The 17,665-nt window shown below is 53.6% G+C and carries 12 protein-coding genes; 6 read left to right on the top strand and 6 right to left on the bottom strand.

Translation table 11 applies throughout. The features are described from left to right. Positions 1 to 156 precede the first annotated feature (156 nt). On the bottom strand, positions 157 to 969 hold the full coding sequence (locus BUB30_RS00330) for a caspase family protein (RefSeq protein ID WP_073129775.1): 813 nt from the start codon (positions 967 to 969) through the stop codon (positions 157 to 159). A 48-nt stretch (positions 970 to 1,017) separates the two neighbouring features. On the opposite strand from BUB30_RS00330, the gene BUB30_RS00325 reads away from it, so the two are divergent. Both BUB30_RS00325 and BUB30_RS00320 read left to right on the top strand, forming a co-directional pair. Then, complete coding sequence (locus BUB30_RS00325; RefSeq protein ID WP_143164701.1) at positions 1,018 to 1,947, top strand: hypothetical protein; 930 nt, start codon at positions 1,018 to 1,020, stop codon at positions 1,945 to 1,947. Then, positions 1,947 to 2,873 carry a porin family protein gene (locus BUB30_RS00320; protein ID WP_073129772.1) on the top strand — a complete coding sequence of 309 codons (927 nt, stop codon included), beginning with the start codon at positions 1,947 to 1,949 and terminating at the stop codon, positions 2,871 to 2,873. The genes BUB30_RS00325 and BUB30_RS00320 overlap by 1 nt, the downstream gene beginning before the upstream one ends. Before the next feature lie 110 nt (positions 2,874 to 2,983). Here BUB30_RS00320 and BUB30_RS00315 read toward each other — a convergent pair whose 3' ends face one another. From BUB30_RS00315 to BUB30_RS00305, 3 genes are all read right to left on the bottom strand, one after another. Continuing rightward, on the bottom strand, positions 2,984 to 3,403 hold the full coding sequence (locus BUB30_RS00315) for a hypothetical protein (protein WP_143164700.1): 420 nt from the start codon (positions 3,401 to 3,403) through the stop codon (positions 2,984 to 2,986). A gap of 36 nt (positions 3,404 to 3,439) precedes the next feature. Then, entirely contained in the window at positions 3,440 to 6,355 is a 2,916-nt protein-coding gene (locus BUB30_RS00310; protein ID WP_084137807.1) for an IPT/TIG domain-containing protein, read from the bottom strand. A 318-nt stretch (positions 6,356 to 6,673) separates the two neighbouring features. Then, positions 6,674 to 9,979: an immunoglobulin domain-containing protein gene (locus tag BUB30_RS00305; RefSeq protein ID WP_084137806.1), complete on the bottom strand. Its 3,306-nt coding sequence runs from the start codon at positions 9,977 to 9,979 to the stop codon at positions 6,674 to 6,676. 482 nt (positions 9,980 to 10,461) lie between these two features. Between BUB30_RS00305 and BUB30_RS00300 the strand changes: the two genes are divergently transcribed. From BUB30_RS00300 to BUB30_RS00285, 4 genes are all read left to right on the top strand, one after another. Beyond that, positions 10,462 to 10,728 (top strand): NTF2 fold immunity protein, encoded by a 267-nt coding sequence (locus BUB30_RS00300; protein ID WP_073129766.1) that lies wholly within the window; start codon positions 10,462 to 10,464, stop codon positions 10,726 to 10,728. Between the two features lie 547 nt (positions 10,729 to 11,275). After that, a complete protein-coding gene (gldC, locus tag BUB30_RS00295) occupies positions 11,276 to 11,608 on the top strand; it encodes a gliding motility protein GldC (protein WP_073129764.1) in 333 nt (110 codons plus the stop codon). A 154-nt stretch (positions 11,609 to 11,762) separates the two neighbouring features. Next, entirely contained in the window at positions 11,763 to 14,681 is a 2,919-nt protein-coding gene (locus tag BUB30_RS00290) for a TonB-dependent receptor (RefSeq protein ID WP_073129762.1), read from the top strand. A gap of 19 nt (positions 14,682 to 14,700) precedes the next feature. Next, the gene (locus BUB30_RS00285) at positions 14,701 to 16,224 is read left to right on the top strand and encodes a hypothetical protein (RefSeq protein WP_073129760.1); all 1,524 of its coding nucleotides are present in this window, start codon (positions 14,701 to 14,703) and stop codon (positions 16,222 to 16,224) included. Between the two features lie 110 nt (positions 16,225 to 16,334). Here BUB30_RS00285 and BUB30_RS00280 read toward each other — a convergent pair whose 3' ends face one another. Both BUB30_RS00280 and BUB30_RS00275 read right to left on the bottom strand, forming a co-directional pair. Then, positions 16,335 to 16,790, bottom strand: coding sequence for a rhodanese-like domain-containing protein (locus tag BUB30_RS00280; RefSeq protein WP_084138081.1), 456 nt, complete (start codon positions 16,788 to 16,790; stop codon positions 16,335 to 16,337). Between the two features lie 63 nt (positions 16,791 to 16,853). Further along, positions 16,854 to 17,618 carry a YdcF family protein gene (locus BUB30_RS00275; RefSeq protein ID WP_073129758.1) on the bottom strand — a complete coding sequence of 255 codons (765 nt, stop codon included), beginning with the start codon at positions 17,616 to 17,618 and terminating at the stop codon, positions 16,854 to 16,856. Positions 17,619 to 17,665 lie beyond the last annotated feature (47 nt).

Genomic DNA, 17,665 nt, shown 5'->3' with positions numbered 1-17,665 from the left:
TTAAAATTCACTTCAAAACGACATATAACCCGTCTCATTGCCGTGGTCAAATCCCGAATAAATGGGTAAACACAGGGCCTGGCGGGTCAAATCCGACCCTACTAATCATCCAAAACCTGCATTCAAGATATATCCCCAACCAAACGCCATCGGTTTTCAGGGCGTGAAGTAAAAGTCGCCCATCAGCGAATTGCTTTCCCACGGCACTTGGCGGCTCCCCGACTCGTTGCTCACTTCGATCCGCACCTGCTTGAAGATGTCTTCGATCTTCAGCCCGGGCACGTTCATGTATTTCATCAGCTTGGAGGTATAAAGCCCATTCCGCTGTGTGCCGTCGGAAGCGGTCTTCCCCGGGGCCGTGGAATAGGCCACGATGGAACCGGTCGGTGCCTCCACCCGCACCATGCCTTTTTCACCCGACCGCGAGAAGGACTTGAAGGGACTGTTCCGGCAGGCATCCAGGATCATGATGTTCAACCGGTTGTTGGACGATTCCATAAACCGCAGAATGGAAGCCACACTGACACACACATCGGGCACCTCCTCTTTATATTCAAAAGAGGCGTCGATAGGCACCAGGAAGTTGTCGCCATCCACCTGGACGCCATGCCCGGAATAGTAGAACAACCCCACCCCACCCTGGGCGATCTTTTCCGTGAATTGACGCACGGCGTTGCGCATCTCCAGGCGGGTGCCGTCGATCACTTTGGTGACGTCGAAGTTTTTTTGTTTCAACAGATCGGCCAGGTCGTTGGCATCATTCACGGCGTTTGCCAGCGGCGAGATCTTGTAGCCCTTGTTGCCGATGACGAGGGCGATCTTGCGCTCATCGGTGGTAGCGGTGGCGTTATGAGCCGTGTCGGCCAGGATGTTGTAGGCTTGCTCTCCGCTTTTTGCTTTGATCAACTGCTGCGCCACCAGGGGCCACGACCCTACACTCAACAACAAGAGAACAAAAAGCTTTTTCATTGGAAGGGTCGCGTCGTTTTTGTTAAATTACAATAATATCTTCCTTTCATGAAATCCCTCTCCCTCATTTTAAAGCCGGTCCCTCCTGTTCTTTTATCCTTGTCTCCCTTTCTTCAGGTACTTGTTTTGCTGACGGCGTTTTGTTTGCCTGCCCGCGCCCAGATCATTGGCGACATCAAACACGAAGCCTTCCGGCAGAAGGTATTGCTCACCTACACCGTGAACGGCCTCGCGGCCAACCAACACCTGGAAGTGAACCTCTATTGCTCCGACGACGACTTCAAGACCGGGTTGGCCAGTCTCTCCGGGAATGGGGCGGGCGATCGCGTGCAGGGCAACGGGCAGAAGACCATCATCTGGGATGTCCTGAAAGACCGTCCTAAACTAACGGGCAAGGTATCGTTCGAAATACGCGCCCTGGTGCTCAACGATATGAACCCCTCAGCCTCTACGGCCACGGGGCCTGTGATGACGGCGGCATCGCCGGAAGAAAAAAAGTCGGCCGTCTATGCCGAGATGTCGTCGGCCCTGGGCAGCTTTATTATCGAAGCCAAAGACCTGGTGATCGCTTTCCGCAAAAGCAACGACGCGATGTTTGAAGACAACCTGATGCTGCGCCAGCTCACCGACGCGGTCATCAACTACAATACGGCCTTCAACAAACTCAACAATGACCGCATGTCCTATGAAAAGGAAGTGCTGCTCTACTGGAACAACGAAGCCCTGTATAACGACGTGCGCTACCTCTTCGACTATGCCCTGGGCGAACTGCACTCGGCAAACGTGCTGGAGCTGAACAGCGCCTTGTCCACCATCAATGACATCAACCTCGGCAAAATAGCCGGGCGCAAGAATGAGCGCGACGCGAAGGAGAAGGTGTTGATGAGCATTTATCAGAACACCGGCCAACTGGACAAGCGCATCCAGGAATTGGAACGGCGGGCTAACCGGATCTTGTACACCCTCTCCAACCGATAATGAAAACCCGCCTCACCCCTCTCCTCGTCTTCGCCTTCGCGGTGGCCGCACAATGCAGCCAGGCGCAGGAAATAGACCAGGACAAGCTTCTGCGCATGCGCGATTCGCTCGACAACCTGCTGGTGATCAATCCCACGGCGTCGGCCATCCTGGTGAAAAAGCACGAGCTGGAACTGTACTCGTTCAACACCTTCCTCACCAGCACGCAATTCAATGACAAGAACGGCAGCAACGCCAACCTGGCGGGTAAGCAGTTGCTTTTCAATTCGCTGTTCCAGGTCAACTACGGTCTCTCCCGCGACCGCCGTGTCAACCTTGGGGTGGACGTTACCTTCAGGGCTTACCGGTACGATATTGATAAGAGCAGCAAAGTGCTCTCGTTGTTCCAAGACAATCCAGGCAATAGCACAGCCGTTAGTTATGTGGGTCCGCGCATCCGTTTTCAACCGTTTCGCAGGATTCGCAATTTTACCTATCAAAGCTATGTGTGGTTGCCCGTAGGCCCGAAGGAGACCCAGGTCGCTTTGGGCAGCAGTAAGGTGAATTGGGGTAACACGTTCTTCTTCTATAAATATTTCACCGACAAGCTCGGCTTCTTTTCACAACTCAATTTCGCGCTAGCGTTCCCTTCCGCCAACAGCGAGTCCGAAGCCAAGACGGAATTTTATCTCCCCATTAGTGTTTCACTGAGTTATGTGGTGACGCGCAAGGACTTGCTCTTCGGCACCCTCTCCTACAGTTGGACCAACATCGACGTCAGTAAGATCACCGAAGGAGCCGACAGTGACTTTGCGCAATACGGCGTGGGCTATCAGCATATTTTTAGCAAGCGTTTTTTTGCCAATGCCAGCTACACGGGAACGTTGATGGCACGCAACTATGGAAAGTGGAGTGGGGCTAATGTTTGTTTGCGGTACGTATTCTGATTCAAGACTGCCGTATGTTACAGGGCGGTTAACGCCTCAAACGCTCTGAATCAAAAAATGCTTTACTTCCGGCAAAGGTTATGATGAATGCATTCTTTTCAATCACGTTTTCATCGGCCAATTGCTTTCTCTAATACGTAGGTGTATTTCTTTTCCTCATGCTTTACTACTATCGTATCTGAAAAAGCCTTTTTCAGAATCACATCTCCCGGGCTAATTGCTGAACTGAGCCTTCTAAACTCCCCTTCGTACTGTATGTTATCCGCCCAAGGTATTCTATATTTCTTCTCACCACTGAATGTAACAAATGCTGCCCCCCTTTCTTTCTCTACCCCTGCCACCACATCATTTAATGAGTCTGTTGATGACAGATCAGGATATGTTACGGACCGCGAATAGTTGACGATAACTGCAAACGCAACAACGGCAATTACACCAAACCCAATTATCACTAAGGACTTCTCTGTGTACCATTCAAACATTACGGGTATGTTTTCGTCTGATCCTAATTCAAATTTACCGGAACTCATTCTACCACTTATCTTCCGCTACATTTCTACTCGCGACTATTTACAATCGGGCGTCGAACACGGGTTGGTCCCCAGCACGAGTTGTCGCCCTGTGGTGCGGCTCGTGAGGTAGATGGTGTTGTTGTAGAACTGGCCATCATACGTGTCGCCATTGATGGTCAAGGTGACGTAGCCGCTGGCAAAGCTTCCCACCGCGTCGCTGCTAGCAATGGAGCCCGACACCTGAAAGTCCTGGTCGGTGTCCAGCCGCACGGTAGATTCCCAAAAGAAGCCGTCGGTTTCATTGGTTTCATTGAACGCTACGAACCAATCGGCATCGATGTTGGTCGTCAGGTTGACGGGCGGCGGCGGTGGAAGGAAAATGATGGGTGGCGGAATGGGGCCGGGCGGTGGTGCATTCAGCACGGTGAAGTTGAGGTCGACTTTATACGACGTGGAGATGTCGGACGTGTAGTACAACCGTAGGGTCATGGCGCCGGTCGAGCCGATGTCGTTAGGCACCACGAAGGTGATGGCGTTGGCTTGGCGAAAATTGGGTGTGATCACTTTCCCGTTCAGCGTGATCCGTGTAACGGTGCCCAGGTTGGGTCCCTCCAGCAATACGGGCCAATCCACCGGGTTGTTATTAGGCTTTAATTTGAGCTGTGCTATGGCCGGCTCGGCCAACAACAGGAAAGGGAAATTATTGGAATTGTCGGCAGCGGTCTTCACGCTCACATTCACGCTTTTGTTCACCGTGCTGTTCACCGGCACGTTAACCTTCACCACATTGTTGTTCACCCATGTTCCCGCCACAGACGTGCCGTTGACGATGACGGTGATGGGGTTTGTGAAATTCGAACCGTTGATCGTGATCAATTGTCCCACCGTTCCGCTGGCCGGCGAGATGCTGGTGATGGAAGGTTTCCCCACAATCGTAAAATCCGTGCCCGATGCCACCGCGGTCTGCACGGCATCGGTCTTCACACTGATGCGCCCCGTGGTCGCCCCCGCCGGAACCTGCACCACCAGTTGGGTGGCCGACATGGATTGGATCGTGGCGTTTATCCCGTTGAAAAATTGAACGGCAGGATTGTGTTGGAGATTACTGCCGGTGATGGTCACACTCGTTCCCGCAACACCACCCGTAGGATTGAATGAGGTGATCGAGGGCGGAGAAAGTATTTCAAAATTACTCGATGTGATCGTGGTGCCTGGGGTCGTCGTTACGCTGATGGTTCCCGTCACTGCGCCGGCAGGTACTTTCACTACCACCTGGTTGTCGGTGCCCGCCCCCACTTTCGTGGCGGTTAAATTGTTCGCAAACTTTATGGTGGCGCCCGTCAGATAAGAACCGTTGAGCGTGACTTGTGTGTCCACACCTCCCTTTGCCGGTGTAAACGAGGTGATGATCGGCTTCACATTCAAAACAAAATCCGTCAGGCTCAATGCACCGTTCACATTGATCTTACCGGTGGACGCACCGGCCGGCACCTGGCAAATGATCTGCGTCGATGATGACTTTAAGATCGTTGTGGCCTGAACATTATTCGTGAAGCGCACATAGGGCGAGCTTGGCAAATTGATGCCGGTGATGGTAACCACCGTGCCCACGATGCCGGAGCTTGGGTTGACGGCCGTGATCTGGGGTGCGCCCAACACGGTGAAAAGGTCGGTCGTTTCAAATGTGCCACCGGGAGTTTGCACGGAGATCTTTCCGGTCACCGTGCCCGCCAATACCTCCACGGTCATCTCGGTTTCGCTCTTGCTCACGATCTTCAGATCTTTCAACGCCACCTTTGCCGAGGTGACCGAAGCCAGGTTCATCCCGGTGAGGACGATCTGTGTGCCCGTCACTCCGGAAGGCGGGTCGAACTTGGAAATGAGCGGTGCACCCGGCACCACGAAGTCGGTGGCCGATTGTGCTGTTCCGGCCGGTGTGGTTACCGATATTTTGCCGCTGCTTCCTCCCACGGGCACTTTCGTTTTGATCTTGGTGCCATCGTTGGAAACGATCTGTGCCGGCGTGGTGCCGAATTTCAATTCGAATGCTCCCGAAAAATTCAAGCCGGTGATGAGCACGTCCGTGCCCGCAGCCCCCGTGGTCTTGTCCAGCGTCTGGATGGAGGGACCGGGAATGGCCGTAAACTTTTTGGGCGTCTTCCCCTTCCCGCCGGGTGTGTACACGTAGATCGTATCGGTAGGCGCGCCAGCGGGTACCCGTACCGTGATGGCTTCGGTTGCGTCGGTGATGATCTCGGCTTCCAGCGTGGGCCCGAAGGTCACTTTTTGCACATCCGAAAGATTTTCACCTTCCAGCTTGATCACTTTGCCGGCAGCCCCATTGTCGGGCGTGAAGGAAATAATTTTAGGGGCCAGCAGCACCAGGAACGCGGCAGGCTCGGACACGCCACTGGGGGATGTGACCCGGATGTCGGCCGCATCGGGCGACAATCCAGCGGGCACGGTCACCAGGATCGTGTCGCCGGAAACGGTAAAGACAGCGTCACGCTCTGTGTCCTGGTCGGGCGATTTGAAGCGAACAGCCGATACGTTGGTGAAATAGCTTCCCGCAACCTTAATGGGTGTGCCGACGCCCGAGCGGTTGGGTTTCAACGTGCGGATAATGGGCACTGGCGGCAACACGGTGAATGCCTTTGGCTCCGAGGCACCGTATTTTGTTTTTACCGTAAGGAATACCTCTTCTTGCTGGGTCCGGAAGGGAACGATGAACTGCGCTTCCGTACGCGTTGGCGTACCGGCCGTACTGATCACCCCATTGTTGACCAACACCTGCAGCGACCCATCAAAATTATTACCACTGATGGTCACGATCTTCCCGGACGGCGCCGACGTCTCGCTCACCGAAGTGATCACCGGCGGCAACAGCACCTCATCCCGGATACAACCATCAACCCATACCAATAGCAAGGCCACGATGGCCATTTGTACAGCGCGTAAAATCCGTTTCATTCGGTGAGGGTTAAGCCTTTGTTGTTGGTGTGTATTCAGGAGCCAGAAGCCAGGAGCCAGGAGCCAGAATTCCAGTAGTCAGTAGTCAGTATTCAGTATTCAGTAGATCAGAATTCAGCAGCCAGTGGGCTTCAACAGTTGGCGTTTGTTTTACATGATGTCGCACGTTGCGCCTTCACATGAATTCCATTTTCCTACTGAATGCTAAATACTGGCTACTGATTCCGAATACTGAATATCGATTCTGACTACTGAATACTGACTACTGAATACCGAGCACTGATTCTGGCTCCTGGCTCCTGGATTCTGGCTCCTGATTTACGGTTCCCGGCTTATCACCACCCGCAAGGTCTCCCCTTTCCCGCCCTCCCCTGGGATCGAAAGCAAATACAATCCGTCGCTCAGGTGTTCGGCGTTCACAAATCCGTCTGCATTGGGTTCTTTGGCCGTCAGCACTAATTTTCCCTGGGCGTTATAGAGTTCGAAGGGTAATGGTCTGGCCAGGTTTTGAATTTTGAACCGGCCGTTGTTGGGGTTGGGTACGACGCTGATGTGGGATGAGAACGCGCTTTCGGTTCCCGTGATGACGCAGGTGTTGTTCCAGATCACGGTGTCGGAGCAGGTGCCGGTGTTTTTCACGATCAGGTATTCGCCCAGGCCGTCGATGTCCATCAGGCCGAGGGGTGTGGTGCTGCCTTTTTTGTACAGGGTGTATTCGCCCTGGGTGAAGTTGTTGTCCGTAACCAACTCGGACCATATCGGTTGGAAGCCTTTACAATCTATGTCGGTGGCCAGCACCAGGTCGGGCTTGGGATCGATGTTTACGTCGATGCCATCGCTGATGGCGGTGCCTTTGCAGGTGCCGGTCACTTCGCAGGTGTATCGTCCTTCATCCAAGGGCGAGGCATGCAGGATGGTGAGTGTGGCGGTCTTTGTGCCGCTGATGGTGCCTGCGTCTGATAAGAGGGCACCGTTCTTCTTCCAACTGTAGGTCAGGCCGTTGCCGGCCGCGGTCACGGTGAGGATGAGCTTGTCGTCCTGGCACGTTTTCAGGTCTGTGGATTGTGTGACAATCTGTGTTCCCTTGTTCACCGTAACGGTGATGCCGGTCGACGTAACCGGGTTGCCGCATCCTGATTTTACTTCGCAGGTGTATACGCCCGCGTCGGCCGGCGATGCCGAAGTGATCAGTAGCTCATCCGTGGTGGCACCCGTAACGGCCATGCCATCCGTCAGCACCACGCCGTCTTTCTTCCATTGGAATTGAAAGTTGCCCGCGCCCGTGGTCACGGAAATTCTGCCCACGTCGCCTTCGCAGAGTACGGTGTTGCCGGATTGGGAAACAATTGACGGCGCGGCATCGATGTTGAGTTGCGCGGCCGAAGAGGCAATTTCACTTCCGCAAGGATTGTTGATGGTACAGGTATACGCACCCGCCTCCAATTCCGTGGCGCCGGTGATGGTGAGCGTCGCGGTGGTAGCCCCGCTATATTTGCCTCCGTTGTTGATGACGGTATTTCCTTTTCGCCAGGTGTAGGTAAGGTTCGATCCCGTGGCGGTGATGCTGAACGAAACGTTTGTGCCGGTGCAAACCGACTTGGACACCGGTTGCGCCGTGATCTGCGAAGCCGTGGCTATGCTCACCGTTGTCGACGACGACGTGGCCGGGTTACCGCACATGCCGGTGATCACACAAGAGTATTGGCCCACATCGCCTGCAGCGAGTTGCTTTAGGGTGAGCGTATTGGTTTTCGTACCGACCACGGTGGCACTCTCCACGAGATTGTTCCCCCCTTTGCGCCATTGATAGGTGATGTTGGCGCCACTGGCCTCCAGGGCGATCGAAAGGTCGTTGCCGGTACAGGCCGAGGCCGTAGCGGGCGGTGGTGTGATGACCGATGCGGGCAGGTAGACCGTTAGCGATGCGCCTTGGCTGGCGATAGGAGTAGCAAAACAATCGGACGTCACGTCGCAGGTGTACAAACCGGCATCAGCTGCGGCGATGGTTTTCAGACTTAGGTTGGCCGTTTTAGAACCCGTGATCAGGGTGTTGTCTACCAGGGCCACCCCTCCTTTTTTCCATTGGTATTTTACGTTCTGGCCCGTGGCCGTGATGGCGAAGCTGATGTTGGATCCCGCACACGCTTCCACGGCTGTGGGTTGGCCGGTAATGGCCGGGCCGTCCACAAAGGTTAGCGTGACAGCCGTCGTGGCCTTCGAGTGATTGCAGCCGTCGTAGATCGTGCAGGTGTATGAGCCTCCATCGTTCACATTGTCGGCTCCCGTGATGGTGAGCGTTGCCGTGGTGGCGCCGGAAATATGGCCACCGTTGGCCAACAGGTCGGCACCTTTTTGCCATTGATACAACAACCCTGTTCCCGTCGCAACCACCGAAAACTGAACCGTGCTACCGGCACAAACTTTCTGGCTTTGAGGTGGCGTGGTGATGTTGATGGCGAGTTTGCTGCAGAGCGTGAGGCGCTTGATGCATTGTTGTTTGGTGGGGATGATGTAGTCACCATTGACATCGAGAACGGCCCCTGTCGTAAAGGCGCTCACGATGGTTTGGTCAACTTTCGTTCCGGTCGGGGAATAGCGGACCAACGAACTCTCCTGTCCAAACCCTTGATCCGGAAGACTGTTGACGATGCCCGCCGTTCCGTCGGCCTCCACATTCAGGGAAACATAGGGGTAGCCGGGATCGGTGGCGGTAAACGTATTGATGTAGTCGGCTGCTATCGGGACTGGAAAGGTGCTCGGGTAATTCACCAGGACGTTGCTGCCTTCGAAATCCTGGCCCACAATAACAAAGTTGCTGCCGCGAAAAGCTACCTGGATCCTTCCCAGATCGAAAAGAACATCCTCCAGCACATTCCCGTTGGATGCCTGAATTTTAACAAAGCGCGACGAACTGAAATCGGCCACGGTCAGATACGGATTGCCATCGGGCCCGATCATGAGCTTGGGGATGGACAGATTGTTGACATAATTGATCTGCCACTGGAACGCACCCGCTGATGAATATTTATAGAGTGTATACGTCAGCGACCCGAAGTTCCCATTGTCCGCCAGCACATATACATCCCCTGACGGCGCGGTCACCACCGAACGGCCAAACAGATCCGCTACAGGCTTCGACCAGAGCACAGCGCCGGTAGCACCATTATATTTAGTGAATACCAAAAATTCGTTTGGATTTGCCATGGAACCATAGTCGTGTCCCGTGGCGTATACGTTCCCGTCTTTATCGACCGTGGCGTCGAGAAGGGCAAAGGTCGTAAAGGTATTTTCCCAGGCCTTGGTGCCTGCCGAAGCATATTTAATGATGCTCAGGTCGCCGTTGTGAATGGCAACAACGTTACCGCTGGCGTCGATCTCAAAATCCTGGACGTCCGTCGTCAGGTCTTTTTCCCAACTTTTGACGCCGGCACTGGTAAGTTTGTAGATTTTCCGGTTTCCGATCAGCACCATTTCACCGGCGGCATTTCGCGCGATGCTGTTGCGAAGGGTGATGCTATTGGTGCCATCGTCGGCGTAGGTGGGTACGTCGATGCACGATTGGTAGAACTGCCCGTAACCAGGCAAGCACAATAATGCCGAAACAACAAAGAAGAGGGTTCTCATGTAAGATCAAGCAAATAGACAACATCCGAAGTTAGGGAATAATCGGGGGCAAACAATATTTGGGGAAAATTATAATTGGCGTGAAATAAACTTGGTGAATATTGATTCAGAAGTTTCAGGAACGGGGAGTCCGGCGCCGGAAGTCAGGTATGCGGGTAGGTTGATGATGGACCGGGTGTTACGCACTTTCATTTGCTGACCGGACTGGCAACTGCCCGAACGTTATCTTTGTGCACGGGTTGGAACCTGCACATGTCACCGTTGCTTGAGGTCAGGCATTTCGCAGGTGATCCAGAGGGTCCTTATAGAGGTAATCCGGTTGACCCATTTAATTTACCTAAAAATGAACCAACATGGGATTGGTCTGATTGGTGGGATGACCTTGGGGGTGATTATTAAAGACTAAGCTAAATTTTCTACAACGTGAATAAACATTTGATTGCAGCAGCTATTTCAATTTCCTTTTTATTGTCTTTGGTTTCGTGTCAAAAAAAGAAACGCTAGTCAATCCCAATCCAGAAATCGACGGCTATATTTCTAACGCTGAAACAGCAATAAAAATTGCCGAAGCTGTTTGGCTGCCGATATATGGAGAGGGGATTTACAACAAGAAGCCATTTAAAGCTGAATTAAAAGATTCCATTTGGGTTGTTGAAGGAACTGTGTCACCTGACAAACTTGGTGGTGCGCCATATCTACGCATACAAAAAAAAGACGGTAAGATTCTTGAAGTGACTCACTTTCAGTAGCCTTAAAGAAGAAATTCTTCATCAGGACGATGAGGCAATCATTATAGATTCAAAGGGTTGTCCAGAAAGACTAATCGCTGCGTAAGCTTTTAGTCCTGTCGCACTCGCAGCAGGCTTGCCATTTGAGTTCGTCAATTTGAGGCCAGTAGTTCTCGGTGTTTTTTGCTTCAAAAGATGATCAAGAGAAATTTTATCCGAGTTCGGAAAAGTTCAAGACGCCGTCAGCTAGTTCTTGTACAAGAGAACATAGTCTTCACACTTCGCCTCACTCCAAAGTTGCTCTGTCCCTTAACCCAAAGGGGATGATTCAACGGACACCGGCCAGGGATAGTAGTGAAAAGCCCGAAGCGCGCTGGCCCGCGCGCGGACGGACTTGTAACGGATAGCCCGGCCCGAGGCTTCCGAGGGGGCCGCCAAGGAGTTGTTCTACAAAAGATCCCATTTTTCAAACGGTTCAGGAAATCTTACATTCCTATCGGCAAATTTCCACCACGAAAAAAACTCCCCCAACCCCCAACCAAAACCACCCGCTTACTAACTTGCGCCCATGAAAAAATCATCCATCAACTTTACTGTAGAGCTCGATCAGAATAATGTGCCGGATAGGATCCTGTGGGAAGCTACCGATAAGCCGGATCCGGGGCTGTCGGAAACCAAGTCGATCAGCGTGGCACTGTGGGACCATACGCAGAAAAATACCCTGCGCATCGATCTGTGGTCAAAGGATATGCCTGTGGAGGACATGAAGCGCTTCTATATTGACTGTATTGGCGGGCTGGCGCAGAGTGCATTGTCGGCTACCGGCGACGAGTATATGGCCGGCGAACTCAACGCGGTGTGTGAGCGCCTGGTGCAGCACCTGCGGAAAGAGAACCAGTAATTTTTGCTCTTTTTTGAGCCGGCTACGATAGTCAAACCCTCCCACAAACGTTTGCTTTTTACTATTTTTTTGTACTTTGCTAAAAAAAAGCTCGGTATGCATACCATTTTGTGCCCCAGCTATTTTTCATAAAAGTCACTAAACTCAAACGTTTATGAAGAGATTTTACAAGCATGCCTGGGCTTCGGCTGCCCTTTTTGTGCTGGCAATCACCGCCGTTTTTGCTCAAACCACCATTTCGGGTAAGGTGACCGATGGGGTGAGTGGAGAACCCCTGGCTGGGGTGAATATCGTGGTGAAAGGCCGCGTGATCGGCACGGTCACCGATGTCAATGGGGCCTACACGTTGAAAGTAAACGACGCTCCTCCCCTTACCCTCAACTTCTCCTTCATCGGTTTCCGGAGCCAGGAAATCGAGGTGAGCAATGCCACCACCGCGGGGCTCGACATCAAGATGGAAGAACAAACCATTTTAGGTCAGGAAATCGTGGTGTCGGCAAGCCGGGCGGAAGAAGCCATCATGCAATCGCCGGTGTCGATCGAAAAAATGGACATTCTCGGTGTGCAGAATACGGCCAGCGAGAACTATTACAAAGGCCTCATCAACATGAAAGGTCTGGACATGACACAGAGCAGCGTGAACTTCCAGATCATCAACGCCCGTGGTTTTAACTCCACCGGCAATACCCGCTTCGTCCAACTTACCGACGGAATGGATACCCAGGCGCCCGCGCTGAACTTTCCTATCGGTAACCTCAACGGTCCATCCGAACTCGACGTGGAAAGCGTTGAATTTATCCCGGGATCGGCGTCGGCCCTTTATGGTCCCAACGCCTTCAACGGCATCCTGCTGGTGAACAGCAAGAACCCTTTCGAATATCAAGGCCTGAGCGCTTTCGCCAAGATGGGTGTGAACCACATCGGCGACTCCGACCTCAACTCCGACGGCACCAAGATCGGCCCCGGATCGGCCAAGCCCATGTATGAAGGCGCCATCCGCTATGCCAAAGCCTTCAACAACCGGTTTGCCTTCAAAGTCGCCCTCTCGTACAGCAAAGCCACCGATTGGTATGGCACAAACCTGCAAGACAAGAATGCTGCCGTCAACCCCGGCTACTCCACAAACCCCGGCGCGGACAGGGTCCATGCTTTTGGTGATGAAGTGTCCACGAACATTGCTTTGCTCGGTTTGACGCCCGCATTTCAAAACAGTGTCAATGCCGCGGGATTAGGCAGCTACCTGGGCAGTCTTCCCAACGACATCGTGTCGCGTACACCTTATAAGGAGCAATACCTGGTCGACTACAATGCACACAACTTCAAGGCAAACGTCGGCCTGAACTATCGCATTACCGATAAAATTGAATTGCTCTACGCTTTGAATTATGGCGCCGGTACTTCCGTTTACACGGGGGCACAACGCTACTCCCTGAAAGACTTTAGCATTCAACAACACAAGGTTGAATTAAAAGGAAGCAATTTCTTCTTAAGAGCCTATGCAACCCTCGAGAATTCCGGTGACTCCTACATCGCCGACCTGACCGGTGTGTTGGTGAATCGCGCATGGAAAAGTGACAACGATTGGTTTGGACAATACGCCGCCACCTATCTTGGCGCGCTGGCCCAGCAAGGCGTTGCCCCCGGCACACCCGGTACGACGGCACAGCGCGAGGCAGCACACCAGGCAGGCCGAAACGCTGCAGACCAGGGCCGGTTTGTCGAGAACTCATCCCAGTTCAACGACGCCAAGAAAACAGCCCGCTCATCCGTGATCCCCGGCGGATCCTTGTTCGACGACAAGACCGCACTCTATCACTTTGAAGGCAAGTATGACTTCAAGAACCAGATCGACTTTATGGACCTGATGATCGGCGCCAGCTACAGGCTCTACGATCTGAATTCAAACGGGACCATTTTTGCCGACACCGCCGGTAACAACATCACCATCCAGGAAGTAGGCGCTTACATTCAGGCCGCGAAGAAAATCCTGTCCGACAAGGTGAAGGTCACGGGCTCGCTGCGCTACGACAAGAACGAAAATTTCAAAGGCCTGGTGAACCCGCGCATTTCGGCGGTATACTCTCCCACGCCGAATCATAACATCCGCGTCTCCTATCAAAGCGGTTTCCGCAACCCGACCACGCAAGGTCAGCACATCAACCTCGACGTGTTATCGTACCGGCTATTGGGCGGCTTGCCTGAATACGCCAAGGCGTATAACATTTTCGAGAACGCCTACACGGTGGCGTCTGTGAACCGCTATACCGCGATCGTCGCGGAAAAGGCGGGCAAGGGCGCTTACAGTGGCTCGAATGCTGGTTTGGCCATTGGCGACCCCGAAGCGCTTCGCCAACTCGTGGCCGTAACCGATGCCAAGCCCGTGACACCCGAAAAGGTTAAGGCTATCGAGATCGGTTACAAAGGTTTGCTGGGTGACAAGTTGCTGTTCGACCTGGTCTACTACCATAACTCCTACGACAACTTCATCACGCAAGTGATCCTCCGCCAGTCGGCCGGTCCGCTCGATCTCAATGCGAGTACGCCCACGGAACAAAACATCCGCAATGCTTCGACCCTCCTCACCCCGGGAACCGACGAGAACGGTCGCCAGAATTCTTATTCGGCCTACACCAACCTCAGTAAGCGCGTGAGCGCACAAGGCGCAGCGATTGGTCTGGAGTACAGCCTTCCCCGCGGCTACAAAGTGGGTGGTAACTACAACTGGAACAAGTTGAACGAGGAACTGGGCGATGGCTACTTATCGGAGTTCAACACGCCTGAACACAAGTTCAACCTCACCTTTGGCAACCGGAAAGTGACCGAGAAGATCGGTTTCAACCTTGCCTATCGCTGGCAGGCCGGCTTCCTGTGGGAGGCCACGTTTGCCCAGGGCAATGTGCCCGCCGTGGGCCTGATGGATGCGCAGGTGAGCTACAAAGTAAAAGCTATGAAGTCTACCTTCAAGCTGGGTGGCTCTGATATTTTCAACAAGCGCTATGTGCTGAACTATGGCGGCCCGACGCTGGGTGCCATCTATTACATATCCATCACTTTTGATCAATTGATGAATTAATCCTTAACCGGTTTAAGCTATGAGAAACAGCAAGAAATATTTCGCCCTGGCCCTCAGTATGGTGGCAAGCGCGTGCACATACGATTTTCCCGAAACCGCCGAGCCCACCGCGGGCGAGGCAGATTTTTCCAAGATGGTGTCCGTGGGCAGTGGCCTGTCCACCGGCTTCATGAACGGTGCGTTGTATACAGCCGGACAGGACGCTTCCTTTGTGAACATCCTCGCCCAGCAGATGGAAGTGGTCGGCGGGGGCACGTTCAATCAACCGGACGTGAATTCGGAGGTCGGTTGCTATAACCCTGCGGCAGGTTGCTCAGCGGGGCGGCTTTACCTGAAGATCAATCCCACCACCGGCAGCCCCGGTCCAACACCGAAGATTCCGGGTGATATGAACGCCCTGGCGCCTTTTTCCGGTGGGGCTACGCTGAATAATTTCGCGGTACCCGGCACCACGCTGCTCCTTTCGCTGATCCCTCAAACGGGTGGCCCCGCCATTCCCCAGAATCCCGCCTATAATCCTTACTACACGCGTTTTGCCTCCACACCGGGTGTTTCCACGATCATCGGTGACGCGGCAACGCAGTTTGGCAACGGCGGTACGTTCCTGACCTTCTGGCTGGGCAACGACGACGTGCTGGGCTATGCCACGGCCGGCGCATCGGCGGCCATACCGTTGACGACGAACGACGATTTTAACACCCGCTACAACAGCGCGCTCTCTACGATGCTTTCGGCATCGCCCAATGCAAAAGGTGTGGTGGCCAATATCCCGGACGTTACCAGCCTGCCGTTCTTTAGCACCGTGGCGTATAATCCCATTCCCCTGGATGCTGCCACCGCCGGGGCCCTTACATCGCAACTGGCCGTAAACTATAATGCTTTCCTCGACGGTATGGTGGGAAACCAGATCATCACCGCCGATGAAGCCGCCAAGCGGAAACTGACCTACATCGCGGGCAACAACCCCATCCTGATCAACGACGAGACCCTGACCAACCTCGAGCCCTACATGGCCGGCCCTTACGCAGGTTTGAAACCTTATGCGATCGCCAGACAAACGACCAAGAACGATCTCGTTTGCCTCACGGCCGGATCCTATATCGGCGCTAACCTGGGCGCCAACGGGGTGAACGGCGTGTCGGCCCCGCTGACCAACACCACCAATGCCAACACCCAGGCCCTGAAAGGCGACGACCTGATCCTGATCCCGACCGAGATCACCCAGATCCAAAACAGCATCTCCGCCTTCAACGGCATCATCAAAACGGCAGCCGATGGGAATGCTACACGACTTGCTTTCGTTGACGCCAACGCCATCCTGGCTTCTCTGAAAACCAAAGGCGCCGAGATCAACGGCAGCACCATCACCGCCTCCATCGCCCCTCCGTTTGGAGGCTTCGGACTTGATGGCGTCTACCCGAATGCCCGCGGCAACGGCTACCTGGCCAACGCCTTCATCGATGCCATCAACACCAAATTCAAATCCAGCATCCCCCACTGCAACCCGAACAACTTTGCCGGCAACGAGTTGCCTGTACCTTAAGCAAGAATCTATACCTAAACCTAAACCTATAGAGCAAAAAAAGTCAGCGCCTCCAAGCGCTGACTTTTTTCATTGGTGTCATTTTGTTTTGCCTGCTTTGCCCGCCGAAGCTACTTCTTCTTCACTTCCAACCCCTGCCCTACCCACGCATCATAACCTCCCTTGAGATTATGCACTTCCTGGAATCCACTCTCATTCATGAGCGTAGCAGCCTTACCACTGCGTCCACCCACTTTACAATACACGAAATAGGATTTTGATTTATCCAGTCCCGCAATCTTTTCCTTAAAATCAGGGGCATTAAAATTGATATTCACAGCTCCCGGTAGCGCACCCTCGGCCACCTCTTCAGGCGTGCGCACATCCAACAGCACAGCGGCGGGATTGGCGGCCAGTTTCTTTTTGAACTCGGCAGGCTCCAGCACATCGTTCACTGCCTTTGATTGCAGCGCGGCTGCCGTTGCTTGCGGCGCAACTGTCGCAGCCTCGGTCTCGGTTTTTGTTTCCTTCTTTTCGGGCGAGCAGCCTGCCAGTGCCAGTAAGATCAGGAGGGTCGTTCGGTTCATATTCATAGTTTGTCCTTTTGTGTTGAATGCATTTTTATGGGAAATAATTCCGCCGCAAGCCCGCTAAATGTAGCCCGCCAGCTTATAGGCCGCCATCCCAATCCACTCCTTCACCAGTTTGTTCCAGATCAGGATGGCCTCCAATTGGGGAAAGATGTTTTCGCCTCCCCACATGTTAGGGTGCCCGTAGAAGTCGGTGGAGAACGGTTCCAGCTCCACGCCGGCTTTGCGATAGCAGGCCAGCGACCGGCGCATGTGGAACGCGGAGGTGATGAGCAGACAGTCCTTTGCGTCATAGTGCAGGGAGTCCAGCATGGGCTTCACGGCAACGGCCGACTCGTAGGTGTTGCGGGTCTCATTTTCGATATAGATATCTTCCGGGGCCACGCCCATCATGATCATGGCCTTGCGGAACTTGTTGGCTTCGGGTTCTTCCTCGTGCAGCAGCATGCCGCTGCCGCCGCTGATGAGTATTTTTTTGATCAATCCCAGGGAATACAATTGCACGGTGTGGGTCACGCGGTCGGCGCCCCGTTGGAAGTAAACGCGGTCCTCGGGTTTCAGGAAGGGAAGCGTGGATCCCGTGAGCACGATGCCCAGTTGATGCGGCCGCATGTCTTTGTAGGCCACCGTGGGGATTTCCCACGCGCGCATCACGGCGTTGGAGATAAACCCGTTGGAAAAGAACAGCAGCATTCCAAACCCCGACCAAAAGCAACGCTTACGCCATGGGGTTGACTTGAGGATCACCGAAAGGGCCAGCAGCACACAGATCACGGTGAACGGCATGGCCAGGTAACTCAAGGTCTTGGAAAGAATGAAGAACATAGTCGTTTGTCAGTAGTATAAAAAATGGCTCCTGTCCACGAAAGTAA

This window comes from Chryseolinea serpens (genome assembly GCF_900129725.1).
Lineage (GTDB): Bacteria > Bacteroidota > Bacteroidia > Cytophagales > Cyclobacteriaceae > Chryseolinea > Chryseolinea serpens.
This window is presented reverse-complemented; position numbering and strand designations above follow the sequence as displayed.